The 16,317-nt window shown below is 64.2% G+C and carries 19 protein-coding genes; 14 read left to right on the top strand and 5 right to left on the bottom strand.

The genetic code is table 11. From position 1 onward, the window contains the following. Positions 1 to 941, bottom strand: a 941-nt coding sequence (gene tyrS / locus QZ281_RS09405; protein WP_292227562.1) for a tyrosine--tRNA ligase, incomplete at its 3' end; no start/stop codon positions are given. A gap of 63 nt (positions 942 to 1,004) precedes the next feature. Between tyrS and QZ281_RS09400 the strand changes: the two genes are divergently transcribed. The 5 genes from QZ281_RS09400 to ahpF all read left to right on the top strand — a co-directional run bounded on the left by QZ281_RS09400 (position 1,005) and on the right by ahpF (position 5,584). After that, the gene (locus QZ281_RS09400; protein WP_292227560.1) at positions 1,005 to 1,298 is read left to right on the top strand and encodes a hypothetical protein; all 294 of its coding nucleotides are present in this window, start codon (positions 1,005 to 1,007) and stop codon (positions 1,296 to 1,298) included. 79 nt (positions 1,299 to 1,377) lie between these two features. Then, entirely contained in the window at positions 1,378 to 1,941 is a 564-nt protein-coding gene (locus tag QZ281_RS09395; RefSeq protein ID WP_292227558.1) for a DOMON-like domain-containing protein, read from the top strand. Next, complete coding sequence (locus QZ281_RS09390) at positions 1,938 to 3,140, top strand: DUF1343 domain-containing protein (RefSeq protein WP_292227556.1); 1,203 nt, start codon at positions 1,938 to 1,940, stop codon at positions 3,138 to 3,140. The genes QZ281_RS09395 and QZ281_RS09390 overlap by 4 nt, the downstream gene beginning before the upstream one ends. 159 nt (positions 3,141 to 3,299) lie before the next feature. Further along, the gene (gene ahpC, locus QZ281_RS09385) at positions 3,300 to 3,863 is read left to right on the top strand and encodes an alkyl hydroperoxide reductase subunit C (protein ID WP_292227554.1); all 564 of its coding nucleotides are present in this window, start codon (positions 3,300 to 3,302) and stop codon (positions 3,861 to 3,863) included. 134 nt (positions 3,864 to 3,997) lie between these two features. Then, a complete protein-coding gene (gene ahpF, locus QZ281_RS09380; protein WP_292227551.1) occupies positions 3,998 to 5,584 on the top strand; it encodes an alkyl hydroperoxide reductase subunit F in 1,587 nt (528 codons plus the stop codon). Between the two features lie 3 nt (positions 5,585 to 5,587). Here ahpF and QZ281_RS09375 read toward each other — a convergent pair whose 3' ends face one another. From QZ281_RS09375 to QZ281_RS09365, 3 genes are all read right to left on the bottom strand, one after another. Further along, entirely contained in the window at positions 5,588 to 5,761 is a 174-nt protein-coding gene (locus QZ281_RS09375) for a hypothetical protein (RefSeq protein WP_292227548.1), read from the bottom strand. A 112-nt stretch (positions 5,762 to 5,873) separates the two neighbouring features. Further along, the gene (locus tag QZ281_RS09370; protein WP_292227545.1) at positions 5,874 to 6,419 is read right to left on the bottom strand and encodes a GNAT family N-acetyltransferase; all 546 of its coding nucleotides are present in this window, start codon (positions 6,417 to 6,419) and stop codon (positions 5,874 to 5,876) included. Between the two features lie 78 nt (positions 6,420 to 6,497). Beyond that, positions 6,498 to 7,271: an SDR family oxidoreductase gene (locus tag QZ281_RS09365; protein WP_292227542.1), complete on the bottom strand. Its 774-nt coding sequence runs from the start codon at positions 7,269 to 7,271 to the stop codon at positions 6,498 to 6,500. Between the two features lie 107 nt (positions 7,272 to 7,378). Between QZ281_RS09365 and QZ281_RS09360 the strand changes: the two genes are divergently transcribed. Next, a complete protein-coding gene (locus QZ281_RS09360) occupies positions 7,379 to 8,314 on the top strand; it encodes a LysR family transcriptional regulator (RefSeq protein WP_292227539.1) in 936 nt (311 codons plus the stop codon). On the opposite strand, the gene QZ281_RS09355 is transcribed toward QZ281_RS09360, so the two are convergent. Continuing rightward, entirely contained in the window at positions 8,278 to 8,928 is a 651-nt protein-coding gene (locus QZ281_RS09355; protein ID WP_292227535.1) for an alpha/beta hydrolase, read from the bottom strand. The two genes, QZ281_RS09360 and QZ281_RS09355, sit on opposite strands and share 37 nt — an antisense overlap. A 156-nt stretch (positions 8,929 to 9,084) precedes the next feature. Here QZ281_RS09355 and QZ281_RS09350 point away from each other — a divergent pair, with 156 nt between their 5' ends. The 8 genes from QZ281_RS09350 to QZ281_RS09315 all read left to right on the top strand — a co-directional run bounded on the left by QZ281_RS09350 (position 9,085) and on the right by QZ281_RS09315 (position 16,278). Beyond that, complete coding sequence (locus QZ281_RS09350; protein ID WP_292227533.1) at positions 9,085 to 9,573, top strand: Rrf2 family transcriptional regulator; 489 nt, start codon at positions 9,085 to 9,087, stop codon at positions 9,571 to 9,573. Beyond that, complete coding sequence (locus QZ281_RS09345) at positions 9,570 to 10,694, top strand: cysteine desulfurase family protein (RefSeq protein ID WP_292227530.1); 1,125 nt, start codon at positions 9,570 to 9,572, stop codon at positions 10,692 to 10,694. Before QZ281_RS09350 ends, QZ281_RS09345 begins: the two co-directional genes overlap by 4 nt. Continuing rightward, positions 10,694 to 12,160, top strand: coding sequence for a Fe-S cluster assembly protein SufB (gene sufB, locus QZ281_RS09340; RefSeq protein WP_292227528.1), 1,467 nt, complete (start codon positions 10,694 to 10,696; stop codon positions 12,158 to 12,160). The genes QZ281_RS09345 and sufB overlap by 1 nt, the downstream gene beginning before the upstream one ends. A gap of 62 nt (positions 12,161 to 12,222) precedes the next feature. Beyond that, a complete protein-coding gene (locus QZ281_RS09335; protein ID WP_292227525.1) occupies positions 12,223 to 12,558 on the top strand; it encodes a GIY-YIG nuclease family protein in 336 nt (111 codons plus the stop codon). A gap of 193 nt (positions 12,559 to 12,751) precedes the next feature. After that, positions 12,752 to 13,501 carry a Fe-S cluster assembly ATPase SufC gene (gene sufC / locus QZ281_RS09330; RefSeq protein ID WP_292227522.1) on the top strand — a complete coding sequence of 250 codons (750 nt, stop codon included), beginning with the start codon at positions 12,752 to 12,754 and terminating at the stop codon, positions 13,499 to 13,501. Beyond that, positions 13,498 to 14,652 (top strand): Fe-S cluster assembly protein SufD, encoded by a 1,155-nt coding sequence (gene sufD, locus QZ281_RS09325; protein WP_292227519.1) that lies wholly within the window; start codon positions 13,498 to 13,500, stop codon positions 14,650 to 14,652. Before sufC ends, sufD begins: the two co-directional genes overlap by 4 nt. Beyond that, positions 14,631 to 15,884, top strand: coding sequence for a cysteine desulfurase (locus QZ281_RS09320; protein WP_292227515.1), 1,254 nt, complete (start codon positions 14,631 to 14,633; stop codon positions 15,882 to 15,884). The genes sufD and QZ281_RS09320 overlap by 22 nt, the downstream gene beginning before the upstream one ends. Before the next feature lie 4 nt (positions 15,885 to 15,888). Continuing rightward, the gene (locus tag QZ281_RS09315; RefSeq protein ID WP_292227513.1) at positions 15,889 to 16,278 is read left to right on the top strand and encodes an SUF system Fe-S cluster assembly protein; all 390 of its coding nucleotides are present in this window, start codon (positions 15,889 to 15,891) and stop codon (positions 16,276 to 16,278) included. The last annotated feature ends 39 nt before the right edge of the window (positions 16,279 to 16,317 follow it).

The raw sequence follows: 16,317 nt of genomic DNA, 5'->3' as shown, positions 1-16,317 counted from the left end.
CCATGCAGCAGGGTCGTGGCGGCGTCGGCCAGAGCCTTTTTGGCGTCGTTGATCTGGGCGCCTTCCAGCGCCTCGAACTCGGCGATTTCTTCCAGCGTCAGGTCAGTGAACAGGCGCATGAAGCGGCCGACATCCGCGTCCTCGGCGTTGCGCCAGAACTGCCAGTAGTCATAGGGGCTGAGCTGTTCGGCGTTCAGCCAGATCGCGCCCTGCGCCGTCTTGCCCATCTTGCCGCCCGAGGCGGTGGTCAGCAGCGGGGTGGTCAGTCCGAAGGCGGCCTTCTGGTCCACGCGACGCACCAGATCGACGCCGGAGGTGATGTTGCCCCACTGGTCCGATCCGCCCATCTGCAGGGTGACCTTCAGGCTGCGGTTCAACTCGAGGAAGTCCACCGACTGCATCAGCATGTAGTTGAACTCGAGGAAGGTCATCGGCTGCTCGCGCTCAAGGCGCAGCTTGACCGAGTCGAAGCTCAGCATGCGGTTGACGGTGAAATGGGTGCCGAAGTCGCGCAGGAACTGGACGTAGCCGTAGTCCGACAGCCAGTCGTCGTTGTTGACCATGACCGCATCGGTTGGGCCGTCGCCGAAGGTCAGGAATTTGGCGAAGACGGTCTTGATCGTGTCGATGTTCGACTGGATCGTTTCTTCGGTCAGTTGCGGGCGCGAGGCGTCCTTGCCGGTCGGGTCGCCGACCTTGGTCGTGCCGCCGCCCATCAGGACGATGGGCTTGCCGCCCGCCTGCTGAAGCCGACGAAGCATCATGATCTGGATCAGGCTGCCGACGTGCAACGACGGGGCCGTTGCATCAAAGCCGATATAGCCCGGCACCACGCCGTTTGCCGCCGCGTCGTCCAGTTCGACGGGGTGGGTCACTTGGTGGATATACCCGCGCGCCTGGAGGGTGCGGAGGAATTCGGACTTGAAGGCAGGCTCGGTCATGGTCGATTACATGTAGGAGAGGGAGCGGTCGTGTAGCACGCTCGACGAGCGGAGCGAATGAAGATGGCCGGCCAAATCAGAAATCCCGCAGCCTTGCGCCTGTTGATCGGCTGGATGGTGGTCGCCGTCGTGATCTTCGGCGGGCTGGCGGCGGCTGGGTTTTTGCCGCCTCACCCCGGTTTCGGGCAGGTGTTCATGCCGGCGGCTGCGGCGGTGCTGTTGCAGGGCGTTGTGGCCCTGATGGCGGCCAAACGCGGGCGGGCCAGGCTGGGCTGGATCATCCTTCTGGCCCCGCCGCTGGCCATGCTGGTGATCGTGATTCTGTTCGTGGCCCTGTTCGCCTTCGGCATCAGCTGAGGTTCTGCCCCGGTCATGATGTCGCAGTCGGCGCAGATCGGGGCTGGATAGGGGGCGGGCCGCGTGGCAGTCAGGCGGCATGAGCACAGCCGCCGCCACCCTGACGCCGCACGCCACATCGCAGGCGACCTCGATCCGGACGATCACGGTCGAACTGGACCGCACCGAACCAAAACGCCTGCGCCTGCGGTATCTGCTGGATGGCGACATCGCGCGTCTGTTCGTGCCGGAAAGCGATGCGCCGATCCGCACGGACGAGCTGTGGAAGCGGACCTGCTGCGAGGTCTTCCTGCGGGCGGAAACGGGCGAGCGGTATTACGAATATAATCTGGCGCCCTCGACGCGCTGGGCCGCCTATCGCTTCAACGGCTATCGTAACGACATGGCCGATGTTGAGGTGGCGACGCCGGTGATCTCGACCGAGGTCGAGGACGGGCGGTTCGTGCTGAGCGCCGATCTGGATATGGATCAGTTGCCGCATCTACCGGGCGATCAGGCCTGGCTGCTGTCCCTGTCGGTCGTGATCGAGGATACGGATGGTGCGATCGCCTGGTGGGCGCTGACCCATCCGTCGCCAGAGGGCGATTTCCACAATCGCGCGTCCTTTGTCCTGACCCTGCCAGAAGCCGGAGCATCGGCATGAATTTCGGCCTAGACCGCCTGCTGTCCGACGACGCCCTGCGCGCTGAGTTGAAGGGGCGGCGTGTGGCGCTGCTGGCGCATCCGGCGTCGGTGACGAAGGATCTGACGCACGCCATCGACGCCCTGGCGGCCTGTCCCGAAATCACGTTGAGCGCCGCCTTTGGTCCGCAGCATGGCATGAAGGGCGACCTGCAGGACAATATGATGGAGAGCCCGGATTATCGCGATCCGGTGCACGGCATTCCGGTCTTCAGCCTGTACGGCGAGGTGCGCAAACCTCGCGACGAATGGATGGAGACGTTCGACGTCATCCTGATCGATCTTCAGGATCTGGGCTGCCGCATCTACACCTTCATCACGACCCTGCTCTATGTGCTGGAAGCCGCCGAGAAGCACGGCAAGACGGTCTGGGTGCTGGACCGGCCCAATCCGGCGGGGCGTCCGGTCGAGGGGCTGACGTTGTTGCCCGGATATGAAAGCTTCGTCGGCGCGGGGCCTATGCCGATGCGGCACGGCATGACGATGGGCGAGCTGGGCCTGTGGTTCGTCGATCACTTCAAACTGGATGTCGATTACCGCGTGATCGAGATGCAGGGCTGGGCGCCGGAGCAGGGGCCGGGCTTTGGCTGGCCGTTGGGCGAACGGTCATGGGTGAACCCCAGCCCCAATGCGCCGAACCTGTCGATGGCGCGGGCCTATGCGGGCACGGTGATGCTGGAGGGGGCGACCCTGTCGGAAGGTCGCGGCACGACGCGGCCGCTGGAGCTGTTCGGGGCGCCCGACATCGACGCGCGGGCGGTGATCGCCGAGATGCGTTTGCTGGCGCCGGAGTGGCTGGAGGGCTGCATCCTGCGCGACATGTGGTTCGAGCCGACCTTCCATAAGCACGTCGGCAAACTGTGCAGCGGCGTGCAGATTCACGTCGATCAGCCGTCATACGATCACGCGGCCTTCAAGCCGTGGCGGGTGCAGGCGCTGGGCTTCAAGGCGATCCGGCGGCTGTATCCCGACTACGACCTGTGGCGTGATTTTCCGTATGAATACGCGTTCGGCAAGCTGCCCATCGACGTCATCAACGGCGGGCCGGGACTGAGGGAGTGGGTGGATTCGACGGCGACGACGGCGGCTGATCTGGACGCGGTGGCCCTGCCTGATGAGGCGGCGTGGGTGGAGACGCGGCGGCCGTTCCTGATTTACTGAACAAGATGTTCCGTCATCCTCGGGCTCGACCCGAGGATGACGGGGTGCGGTTATGGCTATAACTAAAATCTATTGATCATTAGAAAATAAGTGATTGGGCTTATCTTATGGGGTGGGCTAGGTAGCGAGTCTCCTAACCACCCAGCCGATGGATTTCACATGGCCCTCATCAACACGACGATCAAACCCTTCGCGGCGACCGCCTACAAGGAAGGTAAGTTCGTCGACATCACCGACGCCGACGTAAAGGGCAAATGGGCCATCTTCTTCTTCTATCCGGCCGACTTCACCTTCGTCTGCCCGACTGAGCTGGAAGACCTGGCTGACACCTATCCGACCCTGCAGGGCCTGGGCGTGGAAGTGTTCTCGGTCTCGACCGACACCCACTTCAGCCACAAGGCCTGGCACGACACCTCGCCCGCCATCGGCAAGATCAACTACTACATGGTCGGCGACCAGTCGGGCACGATCACCAACAACTTCGACGTCATGCGTCCGGGCGTTGGTCTGGCCGACCGCGCAACCTTCCTGGTCGACCCGGAAGGCGTGATCCAGTTCATGGAAATCACGTCGGAAGGCGTGGGCCGTAACGCCGCTGAACTGCTGCGCAAGGTCAAGGCTGCACAATACGTCGCCGCTCACCCTGGCGAAGTCTGCCCGGCCAAGTGGGAAGAAGGCGAAGCCACCCTGGCGCCGTCGCTCGACCTCGTCGGCAAGATCTAAGCACTACGCCTATCTGGGTCCGGCCACGTGCCGGACCCAACCGGCCCGCGATCTGGGCCGCACGACCCCGCGACCGCCTCGCCGTGACGGCTTGAAGGCGTCGCATCTTCCCATCCCATTTCGAGGAGCCCGCCATGCTGGACGCCAATCTGAAAACTCAGCTCGAGGGCTACCTCAAGAACATCGTCCACACGGTCGAACTGGTCGCCTCGCTGGGCGCTGGCCCCAAGTCGCAGGAGCTGAAGGCCCTGCTGGAAGACATCGTCTCGGTCTCGCACGGCAAGGTCGAGATGGGCCGCGACTATGACGACGAGCGCCAGCCCAGTTTCCTGATCCGCCGCAAGGGCACCGATATCGGCGTGCGGTTCGCGGGCATTCCGCTGGGCCATGAGTTCACCTCGCTGGTGCTGGCCCTGCTGCACGTCGGCGGTCACCCGTCCAAGGCCGCGCAGGACGTGATCCAGCAGGTCAAGGATCTGGATGGCGACTATGTCTTCGAGACCTATTTCTCGCTGTCGTGCCAGAACTGCCCCGACGTGGTGCAGGCGTTGAACCTCATGAGCGTGCTGAACCCGCGCATCAAACACGTCGCCATCGAGGGCGGCCTGTTCAAGGAAGAGGTGGATGCGCGCAAGGTCATGGCCGTGCCGACCGTCTTCCTGAACGGCGAACTGTTCGGCCAGGGTCGGATGGAGCTGGAGCAGATCGTCGCCAAGATCGACAAGGGCGCCGAGGCGAAGGCCGCTGAGAAGATCAAGTCCAAGGACCCGTTCGACGTTCTGGTGATTGGCGGCGGCCCTGCTGGCGCTGCAGCCGCCATCTACACCGCGCGCAAGGGCATCCGCACCGGCATCGCGGCCGAGCGTTTCGGCGGACAGGTGCTGGACACCATGGCCATCGAGAACTTCATCTCGGTGCCCCACACCGAGGGGCCAAAGCTGGCCGCCCATCTGGAACAGCATGTCCGCGAGTACGAGGTGGACATCATGAACCTGCAGAAGGCGGCCAAGCTGGTGCCGGCCAAGGTTCCGGGCGGCCTGCATGAGGTGGTGCTGGAGAACGGTGCGTCGCTGAAGTCGCGCACGGTGATCCTGTCGACCGGCGCGCGCTGGCGCCAGATGAATGTGCCGGGCGAGGACCAGTACAAGAACAAGGGTGTGGCCTATTGCCCGCACTGCGACGGGCCGCTGTTCAAGGGCAAGCGCGTGGCGGTGATCGGCGGCGGCAACTCAGGCGTCGAGGCGGCCATCGATCTGGCGGGCATCGTCGCCCATGTGACCCTGATCGAATACGACAGTGAACTGCGGGCCGATGCGGTGTTGCAGCGTAAGCTGGCGACCCTGCCGAACGTGCGCATCGTCACCTCAGCCCTGACGACCGAGGTGCATGGCGACGGCGAGAAGGTGACGGGCCTGTCCTACAAGGACCGCAACTCGGACGCCCAGCATGACGTCGACCTGGAAGGCGTCTTCGTGCAGATCGGTCTGGTGCCGAACACTGAATGGCTGCACGGCGCAGTCGCCCTGACCACGCGCGGCGAGATCGAGGTCGATCATCGCGGTGAAACCAGCCAGCCCGGCGTGTTCGCGGCGGGTGACGTGACGACTGTGCCCTACAAGCAGATCGTCATCGCCATGGGCGAAGGCTCCAAGGCGGGCTTGTCGGCCTTCGACTACATGATCCGCACCGAACCGGCTGTTGAGGCGGTCGAGGCGGCTTAAGGCCTAGTCGGGCCGTGCGAAACGGTTTCGCACGGCCCGAAAGATTTCGACGCCGATGGCCCAGGCCAGGGTGACGACGAAATAGACCCAACGCAGGGCCATCACGATCAGGAATGGCACCGCCCACAGCACAGCCCAGATGTTGTAGGGCAGGTCGGAGTGGGTGACCGTCGCCAAGCCCAGCGCCACCACGAACATCGGCAGGGGCAGCAGCAGATAGTTGAAGACGGTGAAGTGGCGCCGCAGCTAGGCCAACGGGCGGTTGGGTGTGGTTTCGGTCATCGCGCCATCAGGCCGTCGTCGGCTTGATCCGGGCATACATATGGCTGGGGCCTGCGACCTCGCCCAGTTGGGGACGCGCCTCCCAGTTGGCGAGGGTGGCCTCGTGGTCCAGCCCGGCTTTGCGCAGGACAGCGGCGGACCCGAGGTTATCGGGATGGCAGGTCGCCCAGACCCGATAGATTTCGGGCTGGGCGATGGCCCATTCAACGACAGCACATGCGGCCTCTGAGGCGAAACCCTGACCCCAGAAGGCTTCGCCGAAGATGTAGCCGATGCTGGCTTGAGGCGGCGACAGCTTCAGCTCGACATTGCCCAGAACACGCCCTGTCGCTCTTTCGGTGACCGCCCAGGGGAAGGCGGCGCCCGACCTCCAGCAGTCCTGGCAACGCATCGCAAAGGCGCGACTTTCAGAGACATCACCATGCGTCTTGAACGGCATGAAGTGGGTCGGCAGCGCCTTGCCTGCGTAGAGGTGGAATATGTCTTCGGCGTCCGATCGCGTGATGGGGCGCAGGTGCAGACGGTCGGTGTTCAGGTTTTCCGGCGCTCTCATGCGGTGAGGATCGCCTGTGCGCCGCGCCGCGGCAATGGGGCGAAACGCCGGGCAGGGGGGCTGCCCGGCGCAGAACGGTCACTTGGTCGTATAGCCGCCGTTGACCAGAACGGTCTGGCCGGTCATCCACCAACCGTCCGAGACCAGGAAGCGGATCCAGGGCACGATGTCCTGAATGTCCGTCAGGCCGGTCTTGCTGTGCGGCGACAGTGCGGCGGCGCTCTTGTGATAGGCCTGAGCTTCGACGCTTTCCTGACCATAGAAGAAGGGCGTGTCCATCGGGCCGGGGCCGATGGCGGTGACGGATATGCCGCGTTCCCCGAACTCCTTTGAAGCCGCACGGGTGAAGTGTTCGACCGGCGCCTTGGTCCCGGCGTAGGAGGAATAAAACGGGGTGTAGGCGCCCAGAAGCGACGTCACCAGGGTGCAGACCTTGCCGTTGTCCGAGACCGTGCGTCCGGCTTCCTTCAGGAAGAAGAAGGCCGCCTTGGCGTTGACCGCGCTCATTTCGTCGTATTCGGCCTCGCTGATCTCGGCGATCGGCTTCTTCAGCACCTTGCCGACGGTGTTGACGGCGATGTCGATGGCGCCCAGCGCGGCCTTGGCGTCGTTGAACAGGTTTTCGACGGCCGTCGCCGTGGTCAGGTCGGCCTGAAAGGCAAAGGCCTTGGCCCCCAGCGCCTGAATCGCAGCGACTGTTTCATCGGCGTCGGCCTGACTCGCGGGGCTGTTGTAGTGGATGGCGATGGCGCGGGCGCCCTGTTCGGCCAGGTCGCGGGCCAGCAGGCCGCCCAGATTCTTGGCGCCGCCCGCGATGAGCGCGGTTTTGCCCTTGATGCTGTGATCGGTCATGAAGCGTCCTCATTGGTGAGAACTGGACAACTAATCGCAACGATTGGTCGCAAAAACCTGCGAAAACTGACATCACTGTTTCGATTGAACGAACAAAAGGTCGCCGGATGGATCGCCTGAAGCTGTTCGAAACCTTCGTGCGGGTGGTGGACTGCGCCAGTTTCACACGGGCGGCGGATCAGATGGACCTGCCGCGATCGTCGGTTTCCACCGCCATTCGCACGCTGGAAGAGCGGGTCGGCGCGCGTCTGCTGCACCGGACGACACGGCGTGTCGCGCCGACCGACGAAGGTCTGGCCTTCTATGGACGATGCCGCCAGCTGTTGTCCGAGGCGGAAGAGGCTGAGGCGATGTTTCGTCATGCCGTGGTCGGGCGCGTCCGCGCCAATGTGCCGGGGCGGATCGGGCGACTGATCGTGGCCCCGGCCTTGCCCGACTTTCTGGACGCCCATCCTGGACTGGAGGTCGAGCTGGGCGCCACCGACCGGTCGGTCAATCTGGTCGAAGAGGGCATCGACTGTGTGTTGCGGGTCGGCAGTCTGCCGGACTCAAGCCTGATCGGTCGATGGATCGGCGATGTGGACATGATCAATGTCGCCGCGCCCACTTATCTGGAGGGGCGTTCGGCGCCGCAGACGCCGGATGACCTGGACCAGCATCAGGTGGTGAACTTCGCTTCACCAGCGACCGGGCGGCTGGAGCCGTGGGAATGGGTGGAAGACGGGCATGTGCGCACACGGCCTGCGGTCGGACGCGTCGCCGCCAACAGCGCGGAGGCGGCCATCGCCTGCTGTCTGGCGGGATTAGGGCTGTTGCAGATTCCAGCCTTCGATGTCGCCCTGCATCTGGAGAAGGGCGAACTGATCGAGGTCATGCCGGAACACAGGGCCGAAGCCATGCCGGCGCACCTGCTGGTCCCGCACAGGCGGCATGCGCCTGAGCGGGTGCGGGTGTTCGCCGACTGGCTGGCAGAGGTGTTTCGCGACGCCTTGGCGCGCGGTCAGGCTCAGGCCGGGTTTTCTTCCAGGCGCTTGTCCAGATAGGCGCCGACGCGACGTTCGACTGCGCCCATGTGGTCCTGCCAGAAGTGGCTCGCGCCTTCTTCCAGTTCGTAGTCGATGACGATGCCCTTCTGGGTGCGCAGCTTGTTGACCACGCGCTCGACCTCGACCGGGGGGACGATGGTGTCTGCGGTGCCGTGCAGGAACAGACCCGAGGCCGGGCAGGGCGCCAGGAAGCTGAAGTCATACATGTTCGACGGCGGCGACACCGAGATGAAGCCGTCCGTTTCCGGGCGACGCATCAGAAGCTGCATGCCGATATAGGCGCCGAACTGATAGCCCGCGACCCAGGTCTGGCTGGCGCCGGGGTTGTTCGACTGCAGCCAGTCGAGGGCGGTGGCGGCATCCGCCAGCTCGCCGATTCCGCTGTCGAACTCGCCCTGCGACTTGCCCACGCCGCGCGAATTATAGCGCAGGGTCGCAAAGCCGCGTTGCAGGAACAGCTGGTGCAGGGTGACCGCGACCGGGTTGTTCATATGCCCGCCCGCCTTGGGGTGCGGGTGCAGAATCAGGGCGATAGGCGCGTTTGCGCGCTTGCCGGGGGAATAGCGGCCTTCGATGCGACCGGAGGCGCCGGGCAGGATGACTTCAGGCATTTGGCTCTGGAATCCGTTCAACTGTCATTTCGCGGCTGCGCAATACTTGACTACTGGGGTAGGACTTTCTAGGTCCATCCGGCGCGCGCCGCCTTCGCGAAGGCGCGGGTTCTAGCACAAGAGCCCCGAAAAGCGCGTAATTTTTGAGGGTGCGATATGCGTCTGTCGACCAAGGGACGATACGCCGTAATGGCGATGGCCGATCTGGCGAAAAACGGACGCGGCGAGAGCGGCGAAATCCGGGCTGTTTCGCTGGCCGAAATCGCCGCGCGCCAGGAGATTTCCCTGAGCTATCTGGAGCAGTTGTTCGCCCGGCTGCGTAAGAGCGAACTCGTCAAGAGCGTGCGCGGACCCGGCGGCGGCTATCGTCTGGCCAAGGGCGCGCATGAGACGGTGGTGGCGGAAATCGTGCTGGCGGTCGACGAGCCGATCCGGGCGACGCGCTGCGTGGCGCATGGTTCGCCCAAGGGCTGCATGCTGGCTGGTGAACGCTGCATCACCCATAATCTGTGGGAAGACCTGGGCGACGAGATCCATCGCTATCTGGCGCGTGTGTCGCTGGAGGATGTGGTGATGAACCGCACAGGCCAGCGCCGTCACAATGTCGAGGCTGCTGCATCCGATGCGGTCAGTGTGGCGGCATGACCGGCGTCTATCTGGATTATAATGCGTCGGGCCTGGTTCGGCCCGAGGTGCTGGACGTCATGACGCGGGCGCTGGCCGACAACGGCAATCCGTCGGCGGTTCACGCGGCGGGCCGTCGGGCGCGGGCGCGGGTCGAGACGGCGCGGGCGCAGGTCGGCGAACTGGTCGGGGCGGACCCGACGGCGGTGGTGTTCAACTCTGGCGGCACCGAAGCTAATGCCCAGGGCATCGCCAGTGCGCTGGCTGCGGGCTGCGAGCGCCTGATCGTGTCCGCGACCGAACATCCGTGCGTGGCCGAGACGGCGGCGAATGCGGGTGCGCCGGTCGAGGTGCTGCCTGTTGATGAAAACGGGGTGATCGATCTGGTCTGGCTGGCTGAGGCGCTGTCGCGTCCGGACCGGGCCGTGGTCGCCATCCATCATGCGAACAATGAAAGCGGCGTGATCCAGCCGATCGCCGAGGCGGCTGCGCTGGTGCGGGCGGCTGGCGGCTGGCTGCACGTCGACGCCATCCAGTCGGCGGGAAAGATCGCCGTCGATATCCGGGTGCTGACGCTTTCGGCGCACAAGCTGGGTGGGCCGCAGGGCATCGGCGCGCTGATCCTGAAGGAAGGCGTGTCGGGCGTCCGCATCCTGCATGGCGCAGGACAGGAGCGGGGCCTGCGCGCCGGGACCGAGAATGTGCCGGGCATCGCGGGCTTCGGCGTCGCCGCTGACTGCGCTGCGCGTGATCTGGAGGCGATGGGATCGCACGTCGTCTGGCGTGATGACGCCCAGGCCAAGGTGGTCGCGGCGGGCGCTGTCATCATTGGCGCTGCGGCTCCGCGCCTGCCCAACACCCTGTTCATGGCGGTCGAGGGCTGGGACAGCCCGCAACAGTTGATCACGCTGGACCTGACCGGTGTCATGGTGTCGGCGGGGTCGGCCTGTTCGTCGGGCAAGGTCAAGCCGTCCAAGACCATCAGCGCCATGGGCCTGAACATCCTTGCGACCGGGGGCGTGCGCGTTTCCGGCGGCTGGGGAACGAGTGAAGGCGACTGGGTGCGGTTCGCCGACGCCTGGGTCGCTGCGTACAATAAGCATAAGACACGCGCCGCCGAGCGCGTGAGAGAGGTCGCCTGATGGCCGCCGTCAAGGAAACCATCGACGCCGTCGCCGCACTGGAAAAGTACGAGCACGGCTTCACCTCGGACATCGAGACGGAATATGCGCCCAAGGGCCTGAACGCCGACATCGTGCGCTTCATCTCCGAGAAGAAGGGCGAGCCGGAATGGATGCTGGAATGGCGTCTGGCCGCCTATGAGCGCTGGCTGGCGATGGAAGAGCCGACCTGGGCGGCGGTGAAGTATGAGCCGGTCGATTATCAAGACCTGTTCTACTATGCGGCGCCCAAGCAGAAGGAGGGTCCGAAGTCTCTGGACGAAGTCGATCCCGAGATTCTGGAAGTCTATAAAAAGCTGGGCATCCCGCTGAAGGAGCAGGAAGTGCTGGCGGGCGTGCAGGGCGCGCCGCGCGTCGCCGTGGACGCCGTGTTCGACAGCGTGTCCGTCGTCACCACCTTTAAGGAGGAACTGGCCAAGGTCGGCGTGATCTTCATGCCCATTTCCGAGGCCTTGCGCGAATATCCTGATCTGGTGCGGCAATATCTGGGGTCGGTGGTGCCGGTCTCGGACAACTATTTCGCGGCCCTGAACAGCGCGGTCTTTTCGGATGGATCGTTCGTCTACATTCCGCCGGGCGTGAAATGCCCGATGGAGCTGTCGACCTATTTCCGCATCAACGCCAGCCAGACCGGCCAGTTCGAGCGCACCCTGATCATCGCCGACAAGGGCAGCTATGTGAGCTACCTCGAAGGCTGCACGGCTCCGATGCGCGACGAGAACCAGCTGCACGCGGCGGTGGTCGAGATCGTGGCGCTGGACGACGCCGAGGTGAAGTACTCCACCGTCCAGAACTGGTACCCCGGCGATGCCGAGGGCAAGGGCGGCATCTACAACTTCGTGACCAAGCGCGCCGATTGCCGGGGCGACCGCTCCAAGGTGTCGTGGACGCAGGTCGAGACGGGGTCTGCCGTCACCTGGAAATACCCGTCCTGCATCCTGAAGGGCGAGGAAAGCTCGGGCGAGTTCTATTCCATCGCCATCACCAATGGGCATCAGCAGGCCGACACCGGCACCAAGATGATCCATCTGGGCAAGAACTCGAAGTCGCGGATCATCGCCAAGGCGGTGTCGGCGGGCAAATCGGACTCGACCTATCGCGGCCTGGTCTCGGTGCACCCCAAGGCGACGGGCGTGCGCAATTTCACCCAGTGCGACAGTCTGCTGATCGGCAAGGAGTGCGGTTCGCACACCATCCCCTATATCGAGGCCCGCAACGGCTCGGCCCAGCTGGAGCACGAGGCGACGACGACGCGCCTGTCCGACGACCAGTTGTTCTATGCCCAGCAGCGCGGGTTATCGCAGGAAGAGGCGGTGGCCCTGCTGGTCAACGGTTTCGTCCGCGACGTGATGCAGAAGCTGCCGATGGAGTTCGCCGTCGAGGCGCAAAAGCTGGTGGCGATTTCGCTGGAGGGATCAGTTGGCTGATCCCCTAAGCCCGTCACCCTCGGGCTTGTCCCGAGGGCCCATGCTGCTGCAAACTTTGCCGTATGCCCAACGAGCGCCCGTTCATCGCCGCCTACATCGTGACGAACAAGCCGTACGGCACCTTGTATACGGGGGTCACCAGCGACCTGTATCGTCGCGTTCGACAGCATCGGGACGGGACCTTCGGCGGTTTCACCAAGGTGCATGGTCTGTCGCAACTGGTGTGGTTCGAGCCATTCGAAACGATGATCGTCGCGATCAAACGAGAGAAGGCGATCAAACGCTATCTCCGCGACTGGAAGATCAATCTGATCGAGCGAGACAACCCGCACTGGGCGGACCTTTCTCTGGAATGGGATCGACCTGCAGTCTGGATGCATGGCCCGACGGGCGAGTAGCGCAGACTGCATTCGCCGCCTCCCGTCATCCTCGGGCTCGTCCCGAGGACCCATCGGTCAGCAGACGCGGCAAGTGGATCAGCGCACACGATCAGTTGGTTACAGTTCGAACCGACACTGCGTCGGAACAATGGGTCCTCGGGACGAGCCCGAGGATGACGGTATTCAAGATTCAGATTTCAGGTTCAATCGCGTGCTGAAGATCAACAACCTCCACGTCTCCGTCGGTGAAAAGCCGATCCTCAAGGGCCTGACGCTCGATGTTCCGGCGGGCGAGGTGCACGCCATCATGGGGCCGAACGGCGCGGGCAAGTCGACGCTGGGCTATGCCCTGTCGGGCCGCCCCGGCTATGAGGCGACCGAGGGCTCGGTCGAATGGGCGGGCGATGATCTGCTGGAACTGGACCCTGCCGAACGCGCCGCCAAGGGCGTCTTCCTGTCCTTCCAGTATCCGATCGAAATCCCCGGCGTCCCGGCCCTGACCTTCGTGCGCACGGCCTTGAATGCCCAGCGGCGCGCGCGGGGCGAGGACGAGGTGGCTGCGCCCGCTTTCCTGAAGCTGGTCCGTGAAGCGTCCAAGGCGCTGAAGATGGACTTCGAAATGCTGAAGCGGCCGCTGAACGTCGGCTTCTCCGGCGGTGAGAAGAAGCGGATGGAGATCCTGCAGATGGCCCTGCTGGAGCCTTCGCTGCTGATCCTCGACGAGACGGACTCGGGCCTCGACATCGACGCCCTGCGCATCGTGTCCGAAGGCGTGAACGCCCTGCGTTCGCCCGACCGCGCCATGCTGGTCATCACCCACTATCAGCGCCTGCTGGACTACATCAAACCGGACCGGGTGCATGTGCTGGCCGGCGGCCGCATCGTGGCCTCGGGCGGACCGGAACTGGCGCTGCAACTGGAGGCGGAAGGGTACGACAAGTATCTGCCGGAAGCGGCATGAATGCTCCTTTCCGCATCGATCTGAAGAATATCGAGACTATCCCGTCACGGCGAACCGAGGCTTGGAAATACTCTGATCTGCGCCGCTGGCTGCGGGATGAGCCGCCATTGTCTCCAGCCCTGCCCGAGGGGGAGCCGAACCATGGTCCCTTCAAGGTGCTTACGCGCAATGAAGTGCTGATCGCCAACGGCCGCCTGAACTGGTGGTCGGAGGATGACATGGAGGCGGGGATCGAGGTCACGCACCATGCTGGTCCGGATTCGCCTCGCATGGCGGATCAAATGCCGATGGGTGCTTTGGCTGCCGCCAAGGCGCTGGAAGGCGCGCATATCGTCACGTTCAAGGCGGGCGAGCCGCGTGTCCTTGCGTTGCGCATTTTGAGTGACGCCGTGAAAACTGGCCATCATGCGCGTGTTGGCGTGGTGGTGGAGGCAGGTGCGCACGCCACCTTGCTTGAGTCCTATGAGGGCTGGGGTGAAGCCTATCTGTCGAACATTTTGATTGAGATCTTCGTCGAGGAGAAGGCAACGCTTGAACGCGTGGTTCTGATCGAAGAACCGAATGACGCGATCTCGGTGACATCGACAGAGGTCGTGTTGGCCCCAGATGCGGCCTATCGGCAGGCTGTGGTGGCGACGGGCGCGCGATTGCAACGGTTGGAAACCCGGATCGCCCATGCCGGACAGGGCGCGAGCGTCCGTATGGACGGCGTGTACGCATTGAAGGGCGACCGGCACGTCGATCTGACGAGTGTGGTCGATCATCAGGGAGTCGACGGCACGACCAGCCAACTGATCAAGGGCGTGGCGCGTGACACCGCGCGCGGCGTCTTCCAGGGCAAGATCGTGGTCGAGCGCGGGGCCGACGGCACTGATGCGCGCATGGGCCACCACGCCCTGATCGCCTCTGAACGGGCTGAGATCGACGCCAAGCCGGAACTGATCATCTATGCCGACGACGTGCAGTGCGCGCACGGCAATACGGTGGGGACGCTGGACGAGAGCGCCCTGTTCTACATGCAGCAGCGCGGCATTCCGGCCGACGAGGCGCGCGCCCTGCTGACGCAGGCCTTCCTGATCGAGGTCATCGACCGCATCGACCACGAGGGCGCAAGAGAGGTGGCGAGGGAATGGCTGACGGCTCGCTTGTGACCACGTTTGATCCCTACGCCGTCCGGGCGCAGTTCCCGATCCTGTCGCGGCAGGTGAACGGCAAGCCGTTGATCTATCTGGACAACGCCGCCTCGGCCCAGAAGCCGCGCGCGGTGATCGACGCTCTGGTGGCGACGATGGAGGGCGGTTACGCCAACGTCCACCGCGGCCTGCACACCCTGTCGAACGAGGCGACCGAGGCGTTCGAGAAGGCGCGCGAGATCGTCGCCCGTTTCCTGAATGCCGAAACCTCGGAACAGGTCGTTTGGACCAAGGGTGGGACCGAGGCGATCAATCTGGTGGCCAATGGTCTGGGCCAAAAAACTGGAAAAATGGCGATCCAGCCGGGCGACGAGATCATTGTCACCGAGATGGAGCATCACTCCAACATCGTGCCGTGGCATTTCCTGCGCGAACGGTACGGCGCAGTGCTGAAATGGGTTCCGATCAAGGACGACGGTTCGCTGGACATGGAGGCCTATGCCGACCTGCTGGGGCCAAGGACGCGCATGGTCGCCGTCACTCACATGTCGAACGTGCTGGGCACCATCAATCCGGCCGCAGAGATCACCCGTCTGGCCCATGCGGTTGGCGCGCAGGTGCTGATCGACGGCTGTCAGGGTGCGGTCCATGCGACGCCGGACGTGCAGGCCATCGGCTGCGACTTCTATGTGATCACGGGCCACAAGTTGTTCGGCCCCACTGGCATCGGCGCCCTGTACGGCAAGGCCGAGGCGCTGGAGGCCCTGCCGCCCTATCAGGGGGGCGGGGAGATGATCGAACGGGTCGAACAGGACCGGATCACCTATGCCAAGCCGCCGCATCGGTTCGAGGCAGGCACGCCGCCGATCCTTGAGGCCATCGGTCTGGGCGTCGCCTTGGACTGGCTGTCGCAGTATGATCGCGCGGCGGTTCAGGCGCACGAACATGCCCTGTATCAGCACGCGCTGGACAGGCTGCAGGGGCAGGACTGGCTGCGGATTCTGGGGCAGGCCGAGGGCAAGGGCGCGCTTCTGACCTTCGCCGTCGAGGGCGCGCACGCCCATGACGTGGCCCAGATCATGGACCGTTACGGCGTTGCCGTGCGGGCCGGAACCCACTGCGCCGAACCGCTGGCGAAAAGATTGGGCGTGACCTCGAGCACACGCGCCTCCTTCGCCCTATATAACACCATGGAGGATACGGATGCCTTCGTGGACGCGCTGATCAAGGCGCGGAACTTCTTTGTGTAACGCCATGACCGATAACACTATTCAGGACAGCGACGCCTTTCAGGCCGCCTGGGATGAACCCCAGAAGAGCGCCCTGTCACAGGCCGAACTCGACACCTTGACCGAACAGCTGATCGAGGCGCTGAAGTCCGTCTATGATCCGGAAATCCCGGTCGACATCTATGAACTGGGCCTGATCTACCGCGTCGACGTGTCGGACGACCGCGACGTGGTGGTGGACATGACCCTGACCGCGCCCGGCTGCCCGGTGGCCGGCGAAATGCCGGGATGGGTCGAGACAGCGGTGGAGAAGGTCGAGGGCGTGCGCAGCGCCAAGGCCAATCTGGTGTTCGACCCGCCGTGGGATTCCTCCAAGATGAGCGACGAGGCGAAACTCGCGCTCAATATGTTCTGATGTTCGCCACCAATAACGCCGTCACCCTCGGGCTTGACC

This window comes from Brevundimonas sp. (assembly GCF_018608325.1).
In the GTDB taxonomy this organism is placed as follows: domain Bacteria; phylum Pseudomonadota; class Alphaproteobacteria; order Caulobacterales; family Caulobacteraceae; genus Brevundimonas.
The sequence above is the reverse complement of the archived record's forward strand: the minus strand, read 5'-3'. Positions and strand labels throughout refer to the sequence as shown.